The organism is Nocardioides agariphilus, from assembly GCF_015352445.1.
Lineage (GTDB): Bacteria > Actinomycetota > Actinomycetes > Propionibacteriales > Nocardioidaceae > Nocardioides > Nocardioides agariphilus.
The window spans coordinates 12,952-29,538 of sequence record NZ_JADKPO010000009.1 but is presented as its reverse complement, the minus strand read 5'-3'; the positions used below and the strand labels follow the sequence as shown (position 1 = coordinate 29,538).

General features: G+C 70.2%; 13 protein-coding genes. 8 read left to right on the top strand and 5 right to left on the bottom strand.

Annotated elements, in window-relative coordinates:
• Positions 1 to 13 precede the first annotated feature (13 nt).
• Positions 14 to 781 carry an endonuclease/exonuclease/phosphatase family protein gene (locus tag ISU10_RS08255; protein WP_194695913.1) on the top strand — a complete coding sequence of 256 codons (768 nt, stop codon included), beginning with the start codon at positions 14 to 16 and terminating at the stop codon, positions 779 to 781.
• Here the strand turns inward: ISU10_RS08255 and ISU10_RS08250 are convergent.
• Complete coding sequence (locus ISU10_RS08250) at positions 763 to 990, bottom strand: hypothetical protein (RefSeq protein WP_194695912.1); 228 nt, start codon at positions 988 to 990, stop codon at positions 763 to 765. The two genes, ISU10_RS08255 and ISU10_RS08250, sit on opposite strands and share 19 nt — an antisense overlap.
• A 157-nt stretch (positions 991 to 1,147) precedes the next feature.
• Between ISU10_RS08250 and glgX the strand changes: the two genes are divergently transcribed.
• The 4 genes from glgX (at position 1,148) to ISU10_RS08230 (ending at position 7,826) form a co-directional block, all read left to right on the top strand.
• On the top strand, positions 1,148 to 3,373 hold the full coding sequence (gene glgX / locus ISU10_RS08245) for a glycogen debranching protein GlgX (protein WP_194695911.1): 2,226 nt from the start codon (positions 1,148 to 1,150) through the stop codon (positions 3,371 to 3,373).
• A 66-nt stretch (positions 3,374 to 3,439) separates the two neighbouring features.
• On the top strand, positions 3,440 to 5,815 hold the full coding sequence (locus tag ISU10_RS22970; protein ID WP_370864988.1) for an alpha-amylase family glycosyl hydrolase: 2,376 nt from the start codon (positions 3,440 to 3,442) through the stop codon (positions 5,813 to 5,815).
• Entirely contained in the window at positions 5,812 to 7,563 is a 1,752-nt protein-coding gene (treZ, locus tag ISU10_RS08235; protein ID WP_194695910.1) for a malto-oligosyltrehalose trehalohydrolase, read from the top strand. Before ISU10_RS22970 ends, treZ begins: the two co-directional genes overlap by 4 nt.
• Before the next feature lie 65 nt (positions 7,564 to 7,628).
• Complete coding sequence (locus ISU10_RS08230; RefSeq protein WP_194695909.1) at positions 7,629 to 7,826, top strand: YfbU family protein; 198 nt, start codon at positions 7,629 to 7,631, stop codon at positions 7,824 to 7,826.
• A gap of 87 nt (positions 7,827 to 7,913) precedes the next feature.
• On the opposite strand, the gene ISU10_RS08225 is transcribed toward ISU10_RS08230, so the two are convergent.
• On the bottom strand, positions 7,914 to 8,609 hold the full coding sequence (locus ISU10_RS08225) for a DUF3800 domain-containing protein (RefSeq protein WP_194695908.1): 696 nt from the start codon (positions 8,607 to 8,609) through the stop codon (positions 7,914 to 7,916).
• A 248-nt stretch (positions 8,610 to 8,857) separates the two neighbouring features.
• Positions 8,858 to 9,775, bottom strand: coding sequence for a 1,4-dihydroxy-2-naphthoyl-CoA synthase (locus ISU10_RS08220; RefSeq protein ID WP_194695907.1), 918 nt, complete (start codon positions 9,773 to 9,775; stop codon positions 8,858 to 8,860).
• Between the two features lie 34 nt (positions 9,776 to 9,809).
• On the opposite strand from ISU10_RS08220, the gene ISU10_RS08215 reads away from it, so the two are divergent.
• The 3 genes from ISU10_RS08215 to ISU10_RS08205 are packed head-to-tail and all read left to right on the top strand — an operon-like array spanning position 9,810 to position 11,445.
• Complete coding sequence (locus ISU10_RS08215; protein WP_370864986.1) at positions 9,810 to 10,307, top strand: ribonuclease H family protein; 498 nt, start codon at positions 9,810 to 9,812, stop codon at positions 10,305 to 10,307.
• 37 nt (positions 10,308 to 10,344) lie between these two features.
• Positions 10,345 to 10,788 carry a nitroreductase family deazaflavin-dependent oxidoreductase gene (locus tag ISU10_RS08210; RefSeq protein WP_194695906.1) on the top strand — a complete coding sequence of 148 codons (444 nt, stop codon included), beginning with the start codon at positions 10,345 to 10,347 and terminating at the stop codon, positions 10,786 to 10,788.
• Positions 10,789 to 10,836: 48 nt separating this feature from the next.
• Positions 10,837 to 11,445 carry an ACT domain-containing protein gene (locus ISU10_RS08205; protein ID WP_194695905.1) on the top strand — a complete coding sequence of 203 codons (609 nt, stop codon included), beginning with the start codon at positions 10,837 to 10,839 and terminating at the stop codon, positions 11,443 to 11,445.
• On the opposite strand, the gene recD is transcribed toward ISU10_RS08205, so the two are convergent.
• Positions 11,432 to 13,207 (bottom strand): exodeoxyribonuclease V subunit alpha, encoded by a 1,776-nt coding sequence (gene recD, locus ISU10_RS08200; protein WP_194695904.1) that lies wholly within the window; start codon positions 13,205 to 13,207, stop codon positions 11,432 to 11,434. The two genes, ISU10_RS08205 and recD, sit on opposite strands and share 14 nt — an antisense overlap.
• Positions 13,204 to 16,557 (bottom strand): UvrD-helicase domain-containing protein, encoded by a 3,354-nt coding sequence (locus ISU10_RS08195; RefSeq protein WP_194695903.1) that lies wholly within the window; start codon positions 16,555 to 16,557, stop codon positions 13,204 to 13,206. Before ISU10_RS08195 ends, recD begins: the two co-directional genes overlap by 4 nt.
• Between the last annotated feature and the right edge of the window lie 30 nt (positions 16,558 to 16,587).

Sequence of the window (16,587 nt, the reverse complement as noted above, 5' to 3'; positions counted from 1 at the left end):
CACAGTTGACGGCATGCGGCTCGCGACCTGGAACATCTGGAGCGGACGGTCGCGCGGCGCCGAGCGGGTCGATGTCGAGGCGTACGTCGCGGCGGTCCGCGCACTCGACGCGGACGTGCTCGCGCTGCAGGAGGTCGACCGCAACCAGCCCCGCTCGCAGCGACTCGACCTGGCCGCAATCGCGGCCGAGGCGATGGGGGCCGACGAATGGAGGTTCGTTCCGGCCCTCGTGGGTACTCCCGACTCGTGGCGGGCGGCGAGAGACGACGAGGACGTCGACGCGCCGGCGTACGGCGTCGCGCTCCTGAGTCGTCATCCGATCCGAGACTGGAGAATCGTCCGGCTGCCGGGAGCACCGCTGAGAGTGCCGTTCCGCTGGCCCGGCCAACGGCTCCCGACCCTGGTCCGCGACGAGCAGCGCGTCGCGATCATCGCGGTGGCCGAGTCGCCTGTGGGTCCGGTGTCGGTGGTGGCGACGCATCTGTCGTTCCTGCCGGTGTGGAACGGCGTGCAGCTGCGGCACCTGCTGGGCGGACTGCCCGATCACCCGGGATCGCGGGTCCTGCTCGGCGACCTCAACATGGGTCCGGCTTGCGCGAGTCGGATCAGCGGGTTGGAGCCGCTGGCGGTGGGCCCGACGTACCCGTCGTGGTCACCGGCTCGTCAGATCGACCACGTGATGGGGTCGGACGGCCTCGTGTCGATCTCGGGTGGTCCGGTGCGGGTGCCGGTCTCGGACCACTGCGCTCTGGTGAGCCAGGTTCAGCTGGCGCGATCCTGACGCAGGCCCAGGTTGGCGACGATCTCTCGCTCGCGGGCGATCGACACGGCGGGCGGCTCAGCGGCAATGGCGCTGAAGTCGACAAGACGACGGCGAGCCTTGGGGCGCTTCTTCTGCTTGCCCGGGGCGATCAGGTGGTCGCCGACCGGCAAGGTCTCGACGACACGACGCTCGACGCGCCGTTTGTTCACCTTCTCGTAACCCAGCATTCACCTAGCGTACCCCAGCAGTTCGGGCAGGTGTTCGCAATGGTCGCGGCCGAGCGAGCGGGCCAGACCGATCACCCGCTTCAATGGCCCCAGACCGTGCACGCTGTGCTTGGATCCTCCTTGGATCGATCCAAAGAGGTCCGGACGGAGGAACCCCGTGGAGACCTGGCCGGGTAGCGCCTACCCCTTGGGCGCGACGTTCGATGGCAGCGGCACCAACTTCGCCATCTTCAGCGAGCACGCCGAGCGTGTCGAGCTGTGTCTGCTCGCCGGCAGCAACGGCGCCGGAGTGGAGGAGACGCGCGTCGAGCTGACAGAGGTCGACGGCTTCGTCTGGCACTGCTACCTGCCGACCGTTCAGCCCGGGCAGCGCTACGGCTACCGGGTGCACGGCCCTTACGAGCCGGAGCAGGGTCTGCGCTTCAACCCCAACAAGCTGCTCCTCGACCCCTACGCCAAGGCGACCGCCGGCTCCATCGAGTGGGACCAGTCGCTCTACGGCTACGACTTCGGCGACCCCGACTCGCGCAACGACGCCGACTCGGCGGCACACATGGTGCACGGGGTCGTGATCAACCCGTTCTTCGACTGGGAGGGCGACCGCCGCCTCAACATCCCCTACAACGAGAGCCTCATCTACGAGGCGCACGTCAAGGGGCTCACCCAATTGCACCCCGACATCCCCGAGGAGCTGCGCGGGACCTACGCCGGCCTCGCCCACCCCGCGATCACCAACCACCTGACCAAGCTCGGGGTCACTGCTCTCGAGCTGATGCCGGTGCACCAGTTCGTGCACGACAGCACGCTCTCCGAGAAGGGCCTGCGCAACTACTGGGGCTACAACACCCTCGGCTTCTTCGCCCCGCACCAGGAGTACTCCAGCGCCGCGGACGCCGAGGACAAGATCGGCCAGCAGGTGCAGGAGTTCAAGCAGATGGTGCGCTCGATGCACGCCGCCGGCATCGAGGTGATCCTCGACGTCGTCTACAACCACACCGCTGAGGGCAACCACCTCGGCCCGACGCTGAGCTTCAAGGGCATCGACAACCCGTCCTACTACCGGTTGATGGAGGACGACGCCCGCTACTACATGGACTACACGGGCACCGGGAACTCCCTCAACGTGCGACAGCCCCACTCGCTGCAGCTGATCATGGACTCGCTGCGCTACTGGGTGACCGAGATGCACGTCGACGGCTTCCGCTTCGACCTCGCGGCCACGCTGGCGCGCGAGTTCTACGACGTCGACCGGCTCTCGTCGTTCTTCGAGCTCGTGCAGCAGGACCCGGTGGTCTCGCAGGTCAAGCTGATCGCCGAGCCCTGGGACATCGGCCCCGGTGGCTACCAGGTCGGCAACTTCCCGCCCCAGTGGACCGAGTGGAACGGCGCCTACCGCGACACCGTGCGCGACTTCTGGCGCGGCGAGCCGTCGCTCGGCGAGTTCGCCTCCAGGCTCGCGGGCTCGGCGGACTACTACGAGCACTCCGGGCGCCGTCCGGTCGCGAGCATCAACTTCGTCACCGCCCACGACGGGTTCACCTTGCGCGACCTGGTGTCCTACAACGAGAAGCACAACGACGCCAACGGCGAGGGCAACAACGACGGCGAGAGCCACAACCGCTCCTGGAACCACGGCGCAGAGGGCCCGACCGACGACCCCGAGATCCAGGCCGAGCGGGCCAAGGCCCAGCGCAACTTCCTGGCCACCTTGCTGCTCAGCCAGGGCGTGCCGATGATCCTCCACGGCGACGAGATGGGTCGCAGCCAAGACGGGAACAACAACACCTACGCCCAGGACTCCGAGATCGCCTGGATGCACTGGGAGACCGCCGACAAGCCCCTGGTGGAGTTCACCTCAGCCGTCGCCAGACTGCGCCACCTCCACCCGACCTTCCGCCGCAAGCGCTTCTTCACCGGCAACACCGTGCGCACCGGCGACGGCCGGCGTCTCAACGACATCGTCTGGCTGCACCTCGACGGACGCGCCATGGAGCAGGACGACTGGACGAGCGGCGCCCAGGCACTCGGCATGTACCTCAACGGCGACGGCATCGACGGCAAGGACGCCCGCGGGCGCACGATCACCGACGACCACTTCCTGCTCTACTTCAACGCCGACGGTCCAGCGACGGTGACGTTGCCGCCGGAGGAGTACGCGAAGGCCTGGGATGTCGTCATCGACACCAGCGGGGTGGCCTCGTCCACGACCGGCCTCGAGGCCGGGGCCACGCTCGCCCTCGACAGCCGAACCGTCGTGGTGCTCCAGGAGCACGCCGAAGCGGAGCCCGAGCCGGATCACTCCGTCGCCGCCTCCGTCGCCGCACTGACCCAGGGCGACAGCCCCGCGCCGCCCGCCGTCAAGCGTGCGGCCAAGCGCCCCTGAGGTATGCGGACTCCACGCAGCACGTACCGACTGCAGATCACGCCTGAGTTCGATCTGCACTCCGCCGTGCGTGTCCTGCCCTACCTCCACGACCTCGGCGTCGACTGGGTCTATCTCTCACCGATCCTCCAGGCAGCCGCCGGGTCGAGCCACGGGTACGACGTCGTCGACCCCTCGCGCGTCGACTCCTCCCGGGGCGGGCCCGAGGGGCTGCTGGCGTTGTCAACCGAGGCGCGGCGACTCGGCATGGGCGTGCTGGTGGACATCGTCCCCAACCACATGGGCGTGGCCACTCCAGCCGAGAACGCGTGGTGGTGGGACGTCTTGCGCCTGGGCCGGTCGTCGGCGTACTCCGCCGCGTTCGACATCGACTGGGAGGCCCACGGCGGACGGGTCCTCCTGCCCGTGCTGGGCGACGACGGCGACCGCCCGGACACAGCGCTCCCCGAGCCAGCCGAGCACTACGAGCTGGTCTCGTGGCGACGAGGCGACGCCGAGCTCAACTACCGCCGCTTCTTCACGATCACCACGCTTGCCGGCGTACGTGTCGAGGAACCGTGGGTCTTCACCGAGTCACACCGGGAGATCGGCCGCTGGTTCGCCGAGGGTCTGGTCGACGGCCTCCGCGTCGACCACCCCGACGGCCTCCTCGACCCTGGCGCCTACCTGGACGATCTCGCCCGTCTGACGGGCGGCGCCTACGTCGTCGTCGAGAAGATCCTCGAGCCGCACGAGACCCTGCCGACGTCGTGGGCGACTGCCGGCACGACCGGTTACGACGTCCTCGGCGTGATCGACCGCGTCCTGGTCGATCCGGCCGGCCAGGCACCCCTCGACGCCCTCGAGTCCCGGCTGCGAGGCGGACCGGTCTCCTGGCCCGACCTCACCCACGACACGAGGCGAGCGGTGGCCGACGGGCCGCTGCTGGCCGAGGTACGCCGCATCGCCAGGTCGTTGGTCGACGACGTTGCGCGAGCCAACTCGCTGGTTGAGGAGGCCGCGCCAGCCCCGCTGGTCGAGGAGGCCGCGCCAGCCAGCTCGCTGGTTGAGGAGGGCGCGCCAGCCAGCTCGCTGGTTGAGGAGGACGCGCCAGCCCCGCTGGTGCCAGCCAGCTCGCTGGTTGAGGAGGGCGCGCCAGCCAGCTCGCTGGTTGAGGAGGACGCGCCAGCCCCGCTGGTGCCAGCCCCGCTGGTTGAGGAGGGCGCGCTAGCGCCCGTCTCGAAACCAAGCGAGCCAAACGAACTGGAGGACGCCATCGCCGAGGTCCTCGCGAACTTCCCGGTCTACCGGTCCTACCTCCCCATCGGCCGAGAGCACCTCGACCACGCACTGGCCGAAGCGAGGTCCCGGCGGCCCGACCTCGCGCACACCCTGGAGGCGCTTGCCCCGCTCCTCGCCGACCCCACACACCCGGCGGCACGTTGCTTCCAGCAGACCAGCGGCATGGTGATGGCCAAAGGCGTCGAGGACTGCGCGTTCTATCGCTACTCCCGCCTCACCTCGCTGAACGAGGTGGGCGGCGACCCCTCGGCGTACGCCATCTCCGTCGCCGAGTTCCACGATGCCATGGGCCACCGACAGCGCGACTGGCCCGAAGCGCTCACGGCCACCACCACCCACGACACCAAGCGCAGCGAGGACGCGCGGGCGCGCATCGCCGTGCTCGCCGAGGTACCGGAGCTCTGGGAAGCCACCCTCGATCGTCTGCTCGACCTGGCGCCGCTGCCCGACCCCGGATTCGGAGCGCTGCTGTGGCAGGCGGTCATCGGTTCCTGGCCCGCCTCGCGAGAGCGTCTCCACACCTACGCCGAGAAGGCCATGCGCGAGGCGGGCGACCACACGGCGTGGACTGACCCGGATCCTGCTTACGAGCGGGCCGTGCATGCCGCCGTGGACGCGGCCTTCGACTCGGCCGAGGTGCGGTCGGCGGTCGAGTCCTTCGTCGCTGAGATCGACGAGGCCGGCCGCAGCAACGGCCTCGCCGTGAAGCTCCTCGCGCTGACGTTGCCCGGCGTTCCCGACGTCTACCAGGGCAGCGAGCTGTGGGACCGCAGCCTCGCCGATCCCGACAACCGGCGCCCCGTCGACTACGACGACCGCGTGGCACTGCTCGCCGACGGAGCGCACCCGAAGCTGCGGGTCACCTCGTCCGCACTCCGGCTCCGACGCGACCGACCCGAGCTGTTCACGGCCTACGTGCCGGTGCTGGCTTCGGGGCCTGCGGCCGACCACGTCGTGGCCTACGACCGCGGCGGCGCCGTCGCCGTCGTCACCCGCCTGCCCCTCGGTGTTGCGCGCGGCAACGGCTGGGGCGAGACCCGGCTGGACCTCCCGGGCCGCTGGCGCGAGGTGATCTCCGGTCGGCCGGTCACGGACCTGGTGGCCGACGTACTGCGCGACCTGCCGGTGGCCCTGCTGGTGCAGGAGGATGGGCGTTCGTGACGGCTCGGGACCGCTACGAGGTGTGGGCGCCGCGCGCACGACGGCTGAGGCTGTCGGTGGGCGATGACATCGTCGAGATGAGACGCGGGGACGACGACTGGTGGACCCCCGCAGACCCTGTTGCCGACACCTGCTCGGAGGTGGACTACGGATACCTGATCGACGACTCGGACACGCCTCGACCCGATCCACGGTCGCGGCGTCAGCCGGCGGGCGTCCACCAGCGCTCGCGAACCTTCGACCCCTCGGCCCACGTCTGGCACGACCAGGCCTGGACCGGCCGACAGCTGGCGGGCGCGGTGGTCTACGAGCTCCACGTCGGGACGTTCACTCCGGAGGGGACGTTCGACGCGGCGCTGGGCAAGCTCGACCACCTGCGCTCGCTCGGCGCCGACCTCGTCGAGCTGATGCCGGTCAACGCCTTCAGCGGCACCCACAACTGGGGCTACGACGGCGTGCTGTGGCACGCGGTCCACGAGCCGTACGGCGGCCCGGCCGGCTACCAGCGGTTCGTTGATGGCTGTCACCAGGCGGGCCTCGGGGTCATCCAGGACGTCGTCTACAACCACCTCGGCCCGGAGGGCAGCTACCTGCCGGAGTTCGGTCCCTACCTCAAGGCTGGCCGCAACACCTGGGGCGAGCTGGTCAACCTCGACGGCGCAGGCTCAGCCGAGGTTCGGCGCTACATCCTCGACAACGTACGGATGTGGCTCGAGGACTACCACGCCGACGGGTTGCGGCTCGATGCCGTGCATGCCCTCGCCGACGAGTCAGAGGTGCACCTGCTCGAGGAGATCGCAGTCGAGGTGGCGGACCTCTCGGCGCACCTCGGAAGGCCCCTGTCACTGATCGCCGAGTCGGATCTCAACGACGTCAAGCTCGTGACGCCGCGGGAGGCCGGCGGCTACGGACTGGACGCCCAGTGGAGCGACGACTTCCACCACGCCGTGCACGTGGCACTGACGCACGAGACAGGCGGCTACTACGCCGACTTCGAGCCGTTGTCGGCCCTGGCCAAGGTGGTGGAGCGGGGGTTCTTCCACGACGGCACGTGGTCGTCGTTTCGCGGGCGCAGCCACGGCATGCCGATCGACACGGCTGCCGTGCCGACCTGGCGGCTGGTGGTCTGCTCGCAGAACCACGACCAAGTCGGCAACCGCGCAGTCGGCGACCGCATGACCGCGCACCTCGACGACGACCAGCTGGCCTGCGCGGCTCTGCTCACGCTCGCGGGCCCGTTCACGCCGATGCTGTTCCAAGGTGAGGAGTGGGCCACGGCGAGGCCGTTCCAGTTCTTCACCTCGCACGAGGACCCCGACGTGGCGGCGGGCACCGCCGGCGGGCGCATCGAGGAGTTCGCCCGGCTCGGGTGGGACCCGGCGGTGGTGCCCGACCCCCAGGACCCGGCCACGTTCGAGCGTTGCAAGCTCGACTGGTCAGAGCTGGACGAGCCTCGGCACGCCCGGATGCTCGCCGTCTACCGCCAGCTGGTCACGCTGCGACGCGAGCTGCCGGAGCTCACCGACCCGTCGTTCGCCCACGTCCGCTGCACGGTCGAGGACTCAGGCCTCTTCACGATGCGACGCGGAGACGTTGTGGTGCTGGTCAACTTCGGCAGCGAGCCGGCGCGAGTCGAGGTCGGTGCCGGCCTGGATCTGAGGTTCGAGACGGAGTCGGGGGTCAAGCTCGACGGCACGACCGTGTCGCTGCCCGCGCACGCGGGCGCGCTGCTGGCACCCGTGGCTTAGAAGGCCGCTGCAGGACGAGCCGCTCTCTCGGCGCGGGAAAGCGCGCGCACGACGGCATCCTGTCCATGCTGAAGCGCCACGACGACGGAAACTCACACTTCCCGATGTTGGACACCTACATGCGGATGTTGAACGAGTACCGCCGGATCATGGATGGCCGGGATCGAGCGCACTTCAACAGGCTCGACTACCTGCTCTCGGCCGACGAACTGCAGCAGATCCGCGACGCTCGAACCCATCCGTCGAGGCGTCGCGCGCTCTGACGTGGCCCACGTCTGGCGCACCACGGCGGACGGTGACTGACACGTAGTTCGATCTGCAGGCCAGCGGGGGTTACGTTTCCTACGGGTTCAGGCGCCGAAGCGCTTGCGATCCAGCGTCTTGAAGTAGCCCTTCTTGAGCGCGCGCTCGGCGCTGTCCTTGGGCGTGGAGAAGAAACCGCGCTCGGACGGTGACAGCCCGCCAGTCTCGATCTTCTGCCGGAGGAGCGCCAGCGTGCAGCACAGGTCAGCTGCCTGAAAGAGGCTGTAGTCAGCCGGAACCACCTTGCGCACCTCGACACTCAGGTGTGCGTTGAAGACGCTGTTGACGAGGTTCGTGATCTCTTTCTGACCGTTGTCGTAGTAGATGACGATGCGCTCCCAAGAACTGAAGAACTCGGAGTTCGACCGGATCAACATGCCAAGCTCGCGTGACATCGCGCTCACGAGCCGGTCTGTGTCACCAAGCTCGCGCTTGCTGAACACCCACGAGTGGTGCGTGACCTCGCACGTCCGGACGAAGTCGACAAGCACCCGGAAGATCAAGCGGCGGGATGGCATGTCGAGCAGCCGATAGTCGTGCTCTCGACGGATCAGGGGACCAGTGTGGATCGCGTGGTCTGTCGGCAAGCCACGCATTACCAACGCGTCGTGGATCTTGTCCAAGTGCCCAGCGATGTCGTCGCTCTGGTCGTGAAAGACGAGGCTCAGCACATAGAACGGGGAGTGCTTCTCGAAGGGGCCGAAGTCACCGGACTCGTCGATGAAGATGCTCAGCTCACGCACGACAAGACCCCTGGAAACGACTTGAGGCGGGAAGAACCCGCCTCAAGGGGTGGCGGGGGATGTCCCCGCCTAAAGGTTGGACCAGGGCCTCTCGGCCAGCCCAGGTTGACAACTGTAACACCGGGCACCGTCAGCGCCCAACCAAACCGCACACCCGGTCCGGCGCGCCCGCAACTACGTCGCGGCACCCAAGAACACCCCTTGACCGGCCCCGCTCCTACAGGGATGACCAGCGGAAACGCGGCGAGTCAGTAGTACCAGGGGAACCGCGACCAGTCGGGATCGCGCTTCTCGAGGAACTGGTCGCGACCCTCGACGGCCTCGTCGGTCATGTACGCCATCCGGGTGGCCTCGCCGGCGAACAGCTGCTGACCGACGAGACCGTCGTCGAGGAGGTTGAAGGCGTACTTCAGCATCCGCTGGGCCTGCGGGGACTTGCCGTTGACGAGCCGGCCCCATTCGAGGCCGGTCGCCTCGAGCTCGGCGTGGGGGACGGCGCGGTTGACGGTGCCCATCCGCACGCCGTCCTCGGCGGAGTACTCCTGGCCGAGGAAGAAGATCTCGCGGGCGATCTTCTGGCCGACCTGGCGGGCGAGGTACGCCGATCCGTACCCGCCGTCGAAGGACCCGACGTCCGCGTCGGTCTGCTTGAACCTCGCCTCTTCCGTCGAGGCGAGGGTCAGGTCGCAGACGACGTGGAGGCTGTGGCCGCCACCCGCGGCCCAGCCGTTGACCAGGGCGATGACGACCTTGGGCATGAAGCGGATCAGCCGCTGGCACTCCAGGATGTGCAGGCGGCCGAAGCGCGCCTGGTCGACGGTCGAGGCGTCCTCACCCTCGGCGTACTGGTAACCGGTGCGGCCGCGGATCCGCTGGTCCCCGCCGGTGCAGAAGGCCCACTTGCCGTTCTTGTCCGAGGGTCCGTTGCCCGTGAGCAGCACGCAGCCGACGTCGCTCGACGTACGCGCGTGCTCGAGGACCCGCAGCAGCTCGTCGACCGTGTGGGGCCGGAAGGCGTTGAGGACGTCGGGCCGGTCGAACGCGATCCGGACCGTGCCATGGGCCTTGGCCCGGTGGTACGTCAGGTCGGTCAGACTCTCGAACCCCGCGACGACATCCCATGCGGATGCGTCGAACGTCTCGGACACACCGTCGATGGCGCTCATGGGAGTGACCGTAGTGGGCGACTAGGTTGCTCGGGTGACCCCCGCCCCGAGCCCTAGCCCTCGCCAGGGCACCCGCGTACGCCGGCCGCGACCGCCCGACATGGAGGTCCCGGTCGGCGCGACTCGCGTCTGGACCGACGGCGCCTGCTCGGGCAACCCCGGGCCGGGCGGCTGGGCCTGGGCTCTGGACGAGACGACGTACGCCGCCGGCAGCGCGGTCCGCACCACCAACCAGCGCATGGAGGTCCAGGCCGCGCTGGAGGCGGTGCTGGCCAACGAGGGACCCCTGCTGGTCGTCAGCGACTCGACGTACGTCGTGAACTGCTTCCGCGACCGCTGGTGGCAGGGCTGGCTCGACCGCGGCTGGACCAACAGCGCGAAGAAGCCGGTGGCCAACCGCGATCTGTGGGAGCCGCTCGTGGGCCTCTACGTCGACCGCGGTGACGTCGCGTTCTCGTGGGTCAAGGGCCACTCCGGCGACCGGATGAACGACCTGGTCGACGGCCTCGCGGTCGCCGCCTGCCCTCGGTGACGGGAATCCCAGCCGGATAGGTGTCGTTGAGCGCACCATGACTCTTCTCCAGGGCGAGTACGTGCCGAGCACCGAGCAGTGGGTCCGTGACCAGGTCGAGGAGTACGAAGCCTCCGGGGGTGCCCGCGCCAACACCCTGCGCGGCGGCCAGGACCCGATCGTGGTGATCACCTCGGTCGGCCGCAAGTCCGGGGCGCTGCGCAAGAACCCGCTGATGCGCGTCGAGCGAGACGGCACCTACCTCGCCGTCGCCTCCATCGGAGGCGCCCCCAGCAACCCCGAGTGGTACTACAACTTCCTGGCCAACCCGGTCGTCCAGCTGCAGGACGGGCCGGAGGCCAAGCTCTACCGCGCTCGCCTCCTCGAGGGCGCCGAGCGCGAGGACTGGTGGGCCTACGCCGTGCAGACCTGGTCGACCTACGCCGTCTACCAGACCCGCACCGAGCGGCAGATCCCGCTCTTCGTGCTCGAGGAGATCTGACTGCCGAGACTTCACCTCGGGGCAACACAGGGGGCCTAGGCTCGGGCCATGAGCCTGTTGCTCCGGGTCGAGCTCCCCGACGTGCCCGGTTCGCTGGGCCGTCTGGCCACCGCGATCGGTAGCGCCGGCGGTGACATCGAGGCCCTGGAGATCGTCGAGAAGCGGTACGACGGCACGGCCGTCGACGACGTGCTCCTCGAGACCCCGCCGGGCGTGATGCCCGACTCGATCGTGTCAGCGTGCAACGCGCTCGACGGGGTGCGGGTCGTGTGGATCAGCCGCTACGCCGCAGGCAACAACCTGTTCCTCGACCTCGAGGTCGTCGAGGAGCTGACCGCCGCCCCCGACGTGGCCCTGGAGCGACTGGTCGACATGCTGCCGGTGACCTTCCGCTGCGAGTGGGGCGCGTGGGTCGGGCCGGGCGACGAGGTGCTGCGCGGCACCGAGGGCGCACCGCCGAACGTTCCGTACTCGTGGGCCGACAAGCCGGTGCACCTCGACGCCCACGAGGGCGAGGACCTGCTCTGCGCGGCGCCGCTGACCGGCAAGGACATCGTGGTGCTGGGCCGCCGAGGCGGCCCGGAGTTCTTGCAGTCCGAGCTCGCCAGGCTCGGTCACCTCGCCGCGCTGGCCGCCTCGATCGCTAGCCGCGACTAGCGATCCGCTCCGCGAGGCCGGAGGCCCTCTGGGCCGGACGCTCGACGGCGGCGCGCACGGCGGCCTCGGTGCCGACGACGCGGACGTGCTCCTGGGCGCGGGTGATCGCGGTGTAGAACAGCTCGCGCGTCAGCAGCCGCGAGCCCTCCTCGGGCAGCAGCGCGGTCACTCGCCGGGCCTGGCTGCCCTGGGCCTTGTGGATGGTCATCGCATGCATGGTGTCCACCGCGTCGAGCCGGCCGGGCGCGAAGTCGCGCAGCTCGCCCGATCCCGAGATGAACACCCGACGGCGCAGCCCCTGGCGGACGACCACACCGAACTCGCCGTTGTAGACATCGAGGGCGTAGTCGTTGTTGGTGACCAGCAGTGGCCGCCCGACGTACCAGCCCCGGACCTGCGGACCGCCCAGCTCGCCGACCTCCTCGGCCAGCCAGCGCTCGACCAGGGAGTTCCAGCGGCGCACGCCGAAGGGCCCCTCACGGTGAGCGCACAACAGCCGGTGCTGGTCGAGCGCGTCGAGCGCGCCGCGTGCGTCCTCGGCCTCCGCCAGGTCGCGGACCTGACGCGCGGCGGCGACGAGCTCGGGGCGCAGAGCCGCGGACAGGTCCTCCTCGCTCGCCGCCTCCACGAACGAGACCTCACGCGAGCCCGACCGCAGGACGTCGAGCACGGCGTCGGCGTCCTCGGCCTGGAGGGCGGCAGCCAGTGCTTCGATCTCGGCCTTGAAACGGTGGTTGTGGGTCAGCCCGACGACCGGCGAGTCGGTCCGCGTCGCATAGCCGCGCACGAGGTCGCCGAGCACTGCGCCGGCCCCCACCGAGGTCAGCTGCTGGGGGTCGCCGACCAGGATCAACCGGCTGTCGGGCTTCAGCGCCTCCAGCAGCCGGGCCATCATCGTCAGCTCGACCATCGACGACTCGTCGACCACCACGACGTCGTACTTGAGGCGGTTGGCCCGGTCGTGACGGAACCTGGTGGTGTTGTCAGGTCGCCATCCCAGCAGCCGATGCAGCGTGACACCCAGCGGGCGACCGAGGACCGCGACCGCGTCGGGCACGCCAGCCAGGCCGGCCAGCTCGCCGGACACCGCCTCCTGCAGCCGGCTCGCGGCCTTGCCCGTCGGCGCCGTCAGCGCCACCGAGATGCGCTCCCCCCGCGCGACCGCCTGGTCGGCGATCAACGCCAGCATCCGGGCCACGGTCGTGGTCTTGCCCGTGCCGGGACCGCCGGTGACGACGGTCGTCCAGCGACGCACGGCCGCAGCAGCCGCGGCCAGCTGCTCCTCGCTCGCGCGCGTGCCGCGGACGTGCTCGAGAGCGGCGGCCAGACGTGACTCGTCGACCATCGGCGGCGGTTGGTCGGCACGCGCCATCACGTCGTCGCAGACCTGCCGCTCGAGGCGGTGGTAGCGGTCGAGGTAGAGCAGGCCGAACTCGGACCTGACCACGCCCGCATCGGTCAGGCCGGACGCGGCCACGGCCTGCTGCCAGGACGAGAGGTCGGGCCACGGCAGCTCCGGTGCGTCGGCGCGAACCTGGTCGAGCGATACGCACACCGACCCGCGGCGTACGCCTCGTACGGCCAGGGCCACGGCCAGCAGCACGCGTTCGTCGTCCTCGCCGCCGAGCGCGCCCACCCGCCTGGCGACGTGGAGATCGCCCGAGGTCAGCATCAGTCCGTCGTTGAAGGCACCCAGCAGGCCCGACCGGTCGGTGGCCAGGCGCCAGTCGTGCTCGCTGGTGGGTTCGAACAGCTCGGTCATGCGGTGACCCTGCCCGCCAGGAGGCTGGACAGCTCCTCGACCAGGCCGACGGGGGCCCGCCAGCTGAAGACGCCGCACGGGGCGCCATCGACCAGCGGCGTCGCGGGACCGCACATGCCGCGGACGTAGAGGTAGAGCACCTCACCGAGGTGTCGCTCGGGGTCGTAGTCCGGGAGCCGCCAGCGCAGGAAGCGGTGCAGCACGGCGGCGTAGAGCAGCGCCTGGAGCGGGTAGTCGGAGTGACCCATGGCGGCGTCGAGCGCCTGCGGACGGTAGGCCGCGGCCGTCAGCGGCTCGTCGGCCGGGCCGAGCCAGTTGGTCTTGTAGTCGACGACGTGGAACCGCGGACCGTCGGGCGTCGGCACCCGCAGCACCACGTCGACCGAACCGGTCAGGTAGCCGCGCAACGTCTGGTCGCCGAGCGGCCCGCGCAACGGCCCGGAGTAGGCGCGCACCGGATCGCCCTCGGGCAGGTGCCTCTCCAGGAGGGGCGCCAGGTCGAGCAGACGTATGTCGGAGCGCGGACCCCGCACGTCACCTCCGGCCAGCGGCAGCTCGAAGTCCATCTCGCGCAGCCGGTCGCTCAGGGAGACGCCCCGCAGCGTGATGCCCTCGAGCCCCGAACCCGGCCCTCCGAGCGGCGAGTCGCACACGGCCACCAGCGCGTCAGCGAGCTCCTCGCGGTCGAGCTCGACCGGCCACCAGCCCCGCTGCTCGTCGATGTGACCCAGCAGCTCGGCTCGGAAGTCGGCTGCCGCCGGGTCGGCGTGCTCGAGCACCGCGTGGACGAGCGAGCCGAACGTCGCGCCGACGGGAAGGTTCGCCATCGGCGAGGGCAGATCACTCACCGGGTCTCGTGACGGTTGCTGCGCAACCTCCTCGACCAGCGAGAGTTGCTCGTCGTCCTTGCCCATCACCTCCGGCTCGCTGGTGACGGCATCGACCACGGTGTCGGCGCGCACGGCCGACAACGAGGAGTAGGACGTGCGGCGCCACGCGGCGTCGACCGAACGGGTGAAGGTGCGCACACCGAGCACGGGGATGTCCTCGACCTCGGGCGCCTCGGTGAGCTCGGCGACCACCGCCAGCTCGGGAACCGGGCCGCCGCGGTCGCGCCACTGCCCGAAGAGCGCGACCACCTCGTCGTCGGACGGGACGGAGGGCCGCTCGGGCACCTCGGCGACTCCTTCGGCACGCATCAGCATCCGGTGCAGCGGCGACGCCTCGGTGTTCTTGGTCGGCGACCACCAGCACACCACCTGGGACTGTGCGCGCGTGAGCGCGACGTAGAGCAGCCGCAGCCACTCGCCGGCGTCCTCGTCCTGGGCCCGGCGCACGCCATCGGCCCAGCCTGCTCCGCCGGCGCCGACGTTGCGACAGCGGCGACCCTCGTCGTCGTGGTAGCGCGGCAGCTCCGGCTCGGAGACGTGTCGGTCGGCGAGCGCAGGCAGGTAGACGACGGGGTACTCGAGGCCCTTGCTCGCGTGGATCGTCACCAGCTGCACCGCGGCGGCGTCGCTATCGAGGCGTCGGGTCCGCTCGAGACCACGTCCGGCGCGTCCCTCGGCGACCTGCTCCCGCAGCCAGGACAACAGGGAGACGAGCCCGTGACGCTCGGTGAGCGCTGCCTCGTGGAGGGCCTCGCCGATATGGCGGATGTCGGTCAGCCGCCGCTCGCCACCCACCTCGGCGAGCACGCGCCCGGAAAGTCCACCGGTCGTGGCTGCTTCGAGCACGGCGGCCAGCCCACGGCTGCCGAACAGCTCGAGCCACGACCGCAGCTCGTCGGCGACCTCGTCGGTGAGCTCGTCGCCGCCGCCACCGGACCTCGCGTCGAGGGCTGCGGCGGTGTGCCCGAAGAAGCAGGTCAGTGCCGCCGCGCGGACGCGGGTACTGCGGTGCGGCTGCTCCAACGCCTCCAGCAAGGTCAGCCACTCGACTGCCGCGGGCGTTGCGAACACACTGCCACCGCCGGCGATCACACCAGGGATGCCGACGTCGGCCAGCGCCGCTTGGGCATCGGCGAGGTCCGCGTGACGGTAGGCGATCACGGCGATGTCGCGTGGCCGCACGGGACGCCCGTCGAAGGTGGCCCCCGAGTCGACGAGCCGGCGTACGTCGTGGGCCAGGTCGCGGGCGATGCGCGGTCGCACCTGGCCGACCGACAGCAGCACGGGTCGCCGGGAGATGTCGCCGCGGCGGATGACCCGCACGCGGAACGGGGAACCAGCGCCTTGCAGCCGACTCTCGTCGTGGTGGGCGTCGACGTCGCGCACCAGGATGCGGTCGTCGCCGAGTGCGGCTCCTCGCAGTAGCTCCTGCACCGCCGAGAGGAGCGGGGCGTCGCTTCGCCAGTTGACCGACAGCGTCTGCTGGGTCGCCGCGGTGGCGGCTGCGGTGAGGTAGGTCGTGACGTCGCCGCCGCGGAAGGCGTAGATGGCTTGCTTGGGGTCACCGATGAGCACCATCGTGGCGTGGCCGCTGAAGGCCCGGTCGAGCACCTGCCACTGCACGGGGTCGGTGTCTTGGAACTCGTCGACCAGCACGATCTGCCAGCGCTGGCGCATCCGCTGGGCAGCAGGCGTGGTGCCGCCGCCCTCACCGGGCTCCAGTGCACGTGCCAGCTCGCTGAGCAGGTCGTCGTAGGACAAGATGCCGAGCCGGCGCTTGCGGCGCTCCATCTCCTTGCGGACGGCCTCGGCGAAGGAGACCCGGCGTCCTGCAGTCGTCGACCGGTCCTCACCCAGCGGCCTCAGCGCGGCCTGCGGGTCGTCGACGACCTTGCGGGCGATGTCGAGGGCGGTGGCGTAGTCGAACGCCGGACCCTCCTCGTCGAGAGCGAACGCCCGCAGGTAGAGGTCGTCGACGGTCTCCTTGACCAGGTCGTCGAGGTCCTCGACCAGACGTGCTCGCGAGTCGGAGTCGCCCGCGACGCCCAGCGAGTCGAGCACCATCGAGCAGAACTGGTGCGTGGTCGCGATGGTCGCGGCGTCGAAGCCCACCAGGGCATCGACGACCCGGCGGTGCGCGACCCGACGCTCGTCGGGCTCGTATCGGCGCAGCATCTCGACCAGCTCCGAGGAGGGTACGGCGACCCGCTCGGCCTCGTCGTCGCTCAGCGCCTGCTCGGCCTCGACCAGCTGGGCCCGCACCCGCTCACGCAGCTCCTGGCTGGCCGCGCGCCCGAAGGTCACCACCAGCATCTGCTCGAGCCTGGCGACACCTTCGGCGACGTAGCGCGTGACGAGCGCCCCGATGGTCCACGTCTTGCCCGTGCCGGCGCTCGCCTCCAGCAGCACCGTGCCCTGGGGCAGCGGGTCTGTGATGGAGAAGGGAACGGGCTCAACCACAGGGAATCCCGGTGGCTGGAGCCTTGACGG